The organism is Streptomyces sp. NRRL S-495, from assembly GCF_000966955.1.
Taxonomy (GTDB): domain Bacteria; phylum Actinomycetota; class Actinomycetes; order Streptomycetales; family Streptomycetaceae; genus Kitasatospora; species Kitasatospora purpeofusca.
In genome coordinates this window covers 1-7,430 of sequence record NZ_JZWY01000591.1, presented here as the reverse complement: position 1 = coordinate 7,430, position 7,430 = coordinate 1, and the positions used below count along the sequence as shown (strand labels likewise).

The following is a 7,430-nucleotide window of genomic DNA, read 5'->3' as shown; positions in this document are numbered from 1 at the left end:
CCGTCATCGATCGCCTCCCGGAGCCGACGCGCCAGCCGGAGCCGACGCGCCAGCCAGTCCGCGAGTCCACCGGCGGGCGCCTGCCCGGGGTCGAGCTGGAGGAAGTCCGCACCCGCCGTTCTGGACCTGTCGATCGAATGATCATTGGACCTGTGCACCGGTCCATTGTGCCGGGAGGGTGAAGACATGACGACCACCACCGCCTCCGCCGCTTCCCCTTCGTCCCCTTCCCCGTCACACCCCGACCAGGCCTATGTGCACGGCTACTCCCCCGCCGAGGCCCGCCGCCTGGGCGACCAGGCCGACACCCTCGCCGGACTGCTGCACGCCGGTACGGCGTACCCGCCCGGCAGCCGGGTCCTGGAGGCCGGCTGCGGGGTCGGCGCCCAGACGGTGCACCTGCTGGAGGCCAGCCCGGGCCTGCTGCTGACGGCCACCGACATCTCCGCCGACTCGCTGGCCCGGGCCCGGGCCCGGGTCGCGGAACAACTGCCGGAGGCCCAGGTCTCCTGGCACCACGGCGATCTGCACCGACTCCCCTTTCCCGACGGTTCGTTCGACCACCTCTTCGTCTGCTTCGTGCTGGAACACCTCGCCGACCCGGCGGCGGCGCTGACGGCACTGCGCCGGGTCCTGCGCCCGGGCGGCACCATCACGGTGATCGAGGGCGACCACGGCTCGGCGTTCTTCCACCCCCGCGGCGAGGCCGCGCAGCGGGTCGTCGGCCACCTGGTCCGGCTCCAGGCGGACGGCGGCGGGGACAGCCTGGTCGGGCGGCGGCTGTACCCGCTGCTCGCCGGAGCCGGGTTCCGGGACGTCTCGGTCGCCCCGCGCACGGTGTACGCGGACGGCGGCCGGCCCGAGCTGGCCGAGGGGTTCACCCGGCGCACCTTCGTCGCGATGGTCGAGGCGGTCCGCGCCGACGCGCTCGCGGCCGGCCTCGACACGGCCGAGGAATTCGACCGCGGCGTCGCCGAGCTGCGCCGCACGGCCGAGCCGGACGGGTCGTTCCACTACACGTTCTTCAAGGCGGTGGCGGTCAACCCGTGACCGGCCGTCGGCGGTGCGGCGGGCTCACTCCGGGTCGTCCCCGAGGGTGCCGAGGAGGGTGCGCAGGGCGGCGACGAAGGCGGCGGTCCTCGGCTCGTCGAGGTCGCCCAGGATGCGGCGCTCGGTCGCCAGGTGGTCCGGCAGGGCACGGTCGATCAGGGCATATCCCTCCTCGGTGAGCTCGACCTCGCGGCTCCGGCCGTCGGAGCCGCTCGGGGTACGGGTGACCAGGCCGCGCGCCTCCAGCCGGTCGAGGCGCTGGCTGATCGCCCCGGAGGTGACCATCGCGCACTGCATCAGCATGGTCGGGGTGAGCCGGTACGGCGGGCCGCTGCGGCGCAGGGTGGCGAGTACGTCGAAGGAGGCGAAGTCGAGGTCGTGCCGGGCGAAGGTCTCCTTCAGCTCGGCGTCGACCAGTCGGGACAACCGCTTGAGGCGGCCGATCACCTCCATCGGCGAGACATCCAGGTCGGGGCGCTCGGCACCCCACTGCTGCACGATCCGGTCCACATGATCCACGCGCTCTGCCATGCCTCCAGACTAAACGATGCCTTAGCGGTGAGATACCTCACAGCACCCACCCTTCGGCCGGGCCTTGCGGAGATTCCTTAGCGCTGAGATATATTGGCTTAGTGCTAAGGAATCGACTCGCCGTCGTGCTGCTGACCGCCCTCGCCCCCGCCATCTGGGGCTCCACCTACCTCGTCACCACCGAACTGCTGCCGCCGGGGCGCCCGCTGCTCGCCGGCGTGCTGCGCGCCCTGCCCGCCGGACTGCTGCTGATCGCCCTCACCCGCCGCCTGCCGAGCGGCAGTTGGTGGTGGCGCTCGCTGATCCTCGGCGCCCTGAACATCGGAGCCTTCTTCGCCCTCCTCTTCGTCGCCGCGTACCGGCTTCCAGGCGGGGTCGCCGCCACCGTCGGCGCCGTGCAGCCGCTGATCGCCGCCGGCCTCTCGGCCGCCCTGCTCGGCGACCGGCTCTCGCTGCGCACCCTCCTCTCCGGCATAGCCGGGGTGGCCGGCGTCAGCCTGCTGGTCCTGCGTGCCGGCGCCCAGTTGGACGCCCTCGGCATCGTGGCCGCACTGGGCGGCGCGGTGGTGATGGCGACCGGTGTCGTCCTCTCCAAGCGCTGGACGTCACCGGCGCCGCTGCTCGCCACCACCGGATGGCAGCTCACCGCCGGCGGACTGCTGCTCCTCCCGGTCGCCTTCCTGGTCGAGGGACCGCCCCCGTCCCACCTCACCGGCGCCAACCTGCTCGGCTACGGCTACCTGAGCCTCATCGGCGCAGCCGTCGCGTACGCGCTCTGGTTCCGCGGCATCCGTGCCCTCCCTCCGACCTCGGTCACCTTCCTCGGGCTGCTCAGCCCCGTGGTCGCCACCGCTCTCGGCTGGCTCGTCCTCGGCCAGGACCTCTCGCCCGTCCAGGCCCTCGGCGCGCTGATCGTGCTCGGCTCCCTCGTCGCCGCCCAGACCCAGCGCCCGCGCACCCTGTCGAAGACGGTGACCGACCCGCCGACCGGCGTACTCTCCGACGACAGCGGTCGACCGACCAACGGCCGCGCCCGCCAGTCCGTCTGACCGGGCGACCGGCCCACCTCCTTCCCATCGCTCTCGATCCGTCCGACCCGTCCCCAGGAGAAGCACTCATGAACATCACCGTCTTCGGCGCCACCGGCAACGTCGGCAGCCGGGTCGTGGCCGAGGCCGTCGCCCGCGGCCACCAGGTCACCGCCGTGCTGCGCGACCCCCACCGCCCGCACCCGTTCCCCGCCACCGTCCGGATCGCCACCGGGGACGCCCGCGACCCCGAGGACGTCCGCCGCCTCGCCGCCGGCCAGGACCTGCTGGTCACGGCCACCCGCCCGGCCCCCGGGCGGGAGGACGAACTGGCCGTCGCCACCAAGGGTCTGCTCTCCGGACTGGCCGGAACCGGCGTCCGACTTCTGGTCGTCGGCGGCGCCGGAAGCCTCACCCTGCCCGGCGGCAGCGTCACCCTCGCCGACTCCCCGGACTTCCCCGCCGCCCTGCTGCCCATCGCCAACGCCTGCGGCGAGCAGCTCTCCCTCTACCTCACCGAGACCGAGGTCGACTGGACCTACCTCAGCCCCTCCGCCCTCCTCGCACCGGGCGAGCGCACCGGACGCTTCCGGCTCGGCCGCGACGAACTCCTCGTCGACGCCGACGGCACCTCGACCATCTCCATGGAGGACCTCGCCGTCGCCCTCCTCGACGAGGCCGAGCGGCCCGCCCACCGCCGCACCCGCTTCACCGCCGGCTACTGAGTGCCGCCCACCGGCTTGCTTCCCCCCACCCTCTCCGCCCGAAACACCCCATCACCGACATGGTGGAGTGTTTCGGGCGGAGAGGCATGACGTCACGTCAACTACTCAATGGGACAGTGACCATGGGAAGTGCGTGGCGGTACCGGGCAACCGGGTCGGGGTGGTGCAGGCACCACCGGAAAGACGGGTGCACGCCTGATCGACCACGATCGATCCAACCGTCAGGATCGTGCCATGACCACACGAGACCTGACCCGCACCACCGGCACCCCTACCACCGGCGCCGACACCCGAAGCCGCCGAAGCCGCCGCACCGCGCTCGGCGGGCGCACCGCCGCACTGCTCACCCTCCTCGCCCTCGCCTCCGCGACCGGTACCGCCGGTGCCGTCGCGGCACCCACCGGGGCGGCCGCCCCCGCCGTCCCCGCCCGCTACGCCCACCAGCAACTCACCTGGCAGCCCTGTACGGAGGAGGCCACGCTGGAGTGCGCCACCATGGCCGCACCCAGGGACTGGCACCATCCGGGCCGCGGCCCGGACATCACCGTCGCGGTCTCCCGGCACCGCGCGACCGATCCGGCCCGGCGGATCGGCACCCTGCTCACGGCCGCAGGCGGCCCCGGCGGCCAGGGGCTGCTCCGCCCGGCGGACCACGTGCGCAACGCGCCCGCCCTCGGCGCCTCCTACGACATCATCGGCTTCGACCAGCGCGGCGTCGGCCACAGCACCCGGGCCGTCTGCCAGACCCCCGAGGAGTTCCGCTCCTTCTTCTCCGGGGACTTCCGCGACGACACCCCGGCCGACCGCGCCCGCGTGATCGCCAACTCGGCCGCCCTCGCTGCCAACTGCGAGCAGCGCAGCGGCGGCCTGCTGCCCTTCCTGACCACCGAGCAGACCGCACGGGACCTCGACCTGCTGCGCGCCCTCCTCCGCGAGCGCCGGATCAGCTACTACGGACCGTCCTACGCCAGGACCGTCCTACGCCACGATGATCGGCGCCTACTACGCGACGCTCTTCCCGCACCGGATCGAGCGGATGGTGCTGGACAGCAACATCGGCTTCGACGGCACCTGGGAGCGGTTCCAGCTGGGCCAGCCGATGAGCTTCCAGCGGCGCTTCGAGGAGGACTTCCTGCCGTGGCTCGCCGCCCGCGACGCCACCTACCACTACGGTACGACCCCCGCCGAGGCGAAGGCCCGCTGGGAGGCCCGCCGCGCCGCGCTGCGCGAGCACCCGATCGTCGACGGCCAACTCACCCTCGGGCCGAACCAGTTGGACAACGGCACCATCCAGGGCATCTACCGCGAGAACAACGGCTTCACCCTGCTGGCCACCGCACTGGCCGCGCTCGACGACTGGCCGGCCGCCGACCCGGCCGCCCGCACCACGGCCCGGCGGGTCTTCGGCGACTACCTCAGCCCGGAGTTCCTGGCCGAGTACTTCGCCGTCACCTGCAGCGACACCCCCTGGACCCGCGATCTCTCCCTCTGGGCCGCCCGGGGCGCCGAGAACACCGCCCGCTGGCCGCTGGTCGGGGCCCGCACCCTCGCCTTCTCCGCCGTCTGCGCCGCCTGGCCGACCCCGACCGCGCCCCGGGTCCGGGTCACCGGCGCGGGCCTGCCCCCCACCCTGATGCTGAACTCGGTGCACGACCCCGCGACCTACTACGAAGCCGCCCTCTCCGCCCACCGAGCCCTGCGCGGCTCCCGCCTGGTGACCGTCACCGACAACGGCGACCACGGCCAGTACCCCGGCCCCAATCCCTGCGTACGCACCGCCGTCGAGTCCTACCTCCTGACCGGCGCGGCCCCCGCCGGCGACCTCACCTGCCCCTCCCCCACGACATCCTGAACGCCCCGACGAGTGGTACGGCCGACCACGGTACGGTCCGCCGCCGGGTCTCCCCCCGGAGGACCCGGCGACGGCGCGCACGGCGGGTACGGGCGGCGGCCCGCCGATTCAGAGACTCAGGAGATCAGGGGACGAGGGGCTCGGGGGATCAGGGACTCAGGGGCGGTCCAGGGTGATGGAGTTGATCGGGGTGAGGTCGGCGTAGACGCCGGCCTGGGCGGCGATGTCGTAGCCGCAGCCGCCACCGTTGGAGCCGGTGCACAGGTGGGCGTGGGCCCCGCCGGACTGGTTGTTGAGCACCCAGTGCCAGCCGTACTGGTTGCGGAGGTTGTGCGGGCCGTAGCTGTAGAAGACATCGGTCGGCGGCCGGCTGGTGTCGGAGTCCTGGGGGTAGATGCAGACCGCCCCGTACGGACACCCGTCCCAGGAGCCGTCGGCCGCCTGGGCGCCGGAGCTCCCCATCGTGGTGACGGCGGCCGCCGCGAGGGCGAGCGCGGCGAAGGTGTGCATGATCTTGCGCATGGTGGTTCTCTCTCGGTTGCCGGTCCGGCCCGGATTCGGCCGGTGTTCAGCAGCGTAGGAAGCCGCCGCCCGCAGCGGTCCCTGACAAATGACAGGGTGGCGCGGGGCCCGCGCGCACGGCCGGGGCACACAAGCGGGGCGCGTTGCCGGGGCGCGGGTCAGCTCGGTGTCGCGAAGGTGTCGCAGCGGGCCGGGTCGCCGAAGCGGTAGCCGGCGGTGAACCAGGCCTTGCGCTGGTCCGAGGAGCCGTGCGTCCAGGTGTCCGGGTCGATCCGGCCGGTGGACTGCTTCTGGATCCGGTCGTCACCGACGGCCGCCGCCGCGTCCAGGCCCTGGGCGATGTCCTGATCGGTGAGAGTGCGGATCAGCGGCCGCCCGGTGGAAGCCTGCGGGGTGGTGGTGGCGTGGTGCGCCCAGACACCGGCGTAGCAGTCCGCCTGGAGTTCGAGCTTCACCGAGGCACTGTTCGCGCCCTGCCGGTCGCGGCCGACCTTCTGCATGGTGCCGGTCAGGTTCTGGATGTGGTGCCCGTACTCGTGCGCGACGACATAGGCCTCGGCGAACGGGCCGCCGGAGGCCCCGAAGCGGGTGGCCAGCTCGTCGAAGAAACCGAGGTCGAAGTAGGCCCGCCGGTCGGCCGGGCAGTAGAACGGGCCGACCGCCGAACTTGCCGCGCCGCAGCCGGTGGACACCCGCCCGGTGAACAGGACCGTCTCGGCGGGGCGGTAGGCCGCCCCGGACCGGGGCAACTGACCGCCCCAGTAGTCCTGGAGGCTGTTGGTGACGGCGACGATCCGGCAGTCCTGACGGCTGTTGGCGTCGGCACCGGTCCGGCAGACCTGCTGCACCTCGCCCGCCGTGGTGCCCCGGCCGGACCCGGCGCCCGCGTCTCCCCCACTGTCGGAGAGCCCGAGGACGCTCGGGTCGACACCGAAGAGCACCGCGATCAGGATGGCGATCAGACCGGCCGCACCGCCCCCGACGGCGACCTTCCCGCCGGGGATGCGGCGCCGGTCGTCGACCTGCGAGGTGTCGAGGTCACCCTGATCGTCGAACTGCATGCCTGCCGTCCCTTGTGGTGCCGACGGCGCCCCACGACGCCGCGCGGCCGACCACGGCCGCCCGGCCACGCTAACCGCTGGACCTGCCACCGCCGAGGAAGGACGCGCAGGTCAGAGGCGGTTCTCCGCCCTCCCCGGGCGAGGGACCGCCGAACGGACCGGCCCACCCCCGCCCGGCCCGCCACCACCCGGCCGCCACCCCGTCGGCGGTGCCGCCGGACCCACCCCGAGGCGGGTCCGGCGGCCGCCTATCGGGCGGCGGCCGGTGCCGGGGCGTACCCGGCCGGACGGGTGGTGAACGTGCCCCGGCCCTGGGTGCGGCTGCGCAGGGCGGTCGCGTAGCCGAACAGCTCGGCCAGCGGCACGACCGCCGTCACCGCCGTCGTCGCACCGTGCGGGTCCGAGCCCTGGACCCGGCCCCGGCGGGCGGCGAGGTCACCGAGGACCCCGCCCACCGCCTCCTGCGGCACGGTCACCGTCACCTCGACGACCGGTTCCAGCAGCACCATCCGGCAGGCGCGCATCGCGTCCCGCAGCGCCGTCCGCCCGGCGGTGCGGAAGGCGAGGTCCGAGGAGTCCTTGGTGTGGGTGGCCCCGTCGGTCAGGGTGACCCGCAGGCCGGTGACCGGGTGGCCGCCCAGCGGGCCCTCGGCGAGTGCGT

The 7,430-nt window shown here is 73.7% G+C and carries 8 protein-coding genes and 1 pseudogene; 4 read left to right on the top strand and 5 right to left on the bottom strand.

Features of this window, described 5'->3' with window-relative positions:
* The first annotated feature begins 186 nt into the window (after positions 1-186).
* Positions 187-1,050, top strand: coding sequence for a methyltransferase domain-containing protein (locus tag VR45_RS28120; RefSeq protein ID WP_063772558.1), 864 nt, complete (start codon positions 187-189; stop codon positions 1,048-1,050).
* A gap of 24 nt (positions 1,051-1,074) precedes the next feature.
* Here VR45_RS28120 and VR45_RS28115 read toward each other — a convergent pair whose 3' ends face one another.
* A complete protein-coding gene (locus tag VR45_RS28115) occupies positions 1,075-1,581 on the bottom strand; it encodes a MarR family transcriptional regulator (RefSeq protein ID WP_045942657.1) in 507 nt (168 codons plus the stop codon).
* Between the two features lie 101 nt (positions 1,582-1,682).
* Between VR45_RS28115 and VR45_RS28110 the strand changes: the two genes are divergently transcribed.
* Entirely contained in the window at positions 1,683-2,630 is a 948-nt protein-coding gene (locus tag VR45_RS28110) for an EamA family transporter (protein ID WP_078896898.1), read from the top strand.
* A gap of 68 nt (positions 2,631-2,698) precedes the next feature.
* On the top strand, positions 2,699-3,334 hold the full coding sequence (locus tag VR45_RS28105) for an NAD(P)H-binding protein (protein WP_045942656.1): 636 nt from the start codon (positions 2,699-2,701) through the stop codon (positions 3,332-3,334).
* Between the two features lie 683 nt (positions 3,335-4,017).
* On the opposite strand, the gene VR45_RS49070 is transcribed toward VR45_RS28105, so the two are convergent.
* Entirely contained in the window at positions 4,018-4,221 is a 204-nt protein-coding gene (locus VR45_RS49070) for a hypothetical protein (RefSeq protein WP_234326238.1), read from the bottom strand.
* 101 nt (positions 4,222-4,322) lie between these two features.
* Here VR45_RS49070 and VR45_RS49065 point away from each other — a divergent pair, with 101 nt between their 5' ends.
* Entirely contained in the window at positions 4,323-5,186 is an 864-nt protein-coding gene (locus VR45_RS49065) for an alpha/beta hydrolase (protein WP_234326236.1), read from the top strand.
* A 156-nt stretch (positions 5,187-5,342) separates the two neighbouring features.
* Here VR45_RS49065 and VR45_RS28095 read toward each other — a convergent pair whose 3' ends face one another.
* From VR45_RS28095 to fusA, 3 genes and pseudogenes are all read right to left on the bottom strand, one after another.
* Positions 5,343-5,708, bottom strand: coding sequence for a hypothetical protein (locus VR45_RS28095; protein WP_045942655.1), 366 nt, complete (start codon positions 5,706-5,708; stop codon positions 5,343-5,345).
* A gap of 158 nt (positions 5,709-5,866) precedes the next feature.
* Positions 5,867-6,769, bottom strand: coding sequence for a neutral zinc metallopeptidase (locus VR45_RS28090; protein ID WP_045942654.1), 903 nt, complete (start codon positions 6,767-6,769; stop codon positions 5,867-5,869).
* A 248-nt stretch (positions 6,770-7,017) separates the two neighbouring features.
* A pseudogene (gene fusA / locus VR45_RS28085) lies at positions 7,018-7,430 on the bottom strand (elongation factor G); the annotation flags it as partial.

Coding starts and splice junctions, on each gene's coding strand:
- VR45_RS28120 (WP_063772558.1), top strand. CDS start 187: ATGACGACCACCACCGCCTCCGCCGCTTCCCCTTCGTCCCCTTCCCCG.
- VR45_RS28090 (WP_045942654.1), bottom strand. CDS start 6,769: ATGCAGTTCGACGATCAGGGTGACCTCGACACCTCGCAGGTCGACGAC.
- VR45_RS49065 (WP_234326236.1), top strand. CDS start 4,323: ATGATCGGCGCCTACTACGCGACGCTCTTCCCGCACCGGATCGAGCGG.
- VR45_RS28105 (WP_045942656.1), top strand. CDS start 2,699: ATGAACATCACCGTCTTCGGCGCCACCGGCAACGTCGGCAGCCGGGTC.
- VR45_RS28095 (WP_045942655.1), bottom strand. CDS start 5,708: ATGCGCAAGATCATGCACACCTTCGCCGCGCTCGCCCTCGCGGCGGCC.
- VR45_RS28115 (WP_045942657.1), bottom strand. CDS start 1,581: ATGGCAGAGCGCGTGGATCATGTGGACCGGATCGTGCAGCAGTGGGGT.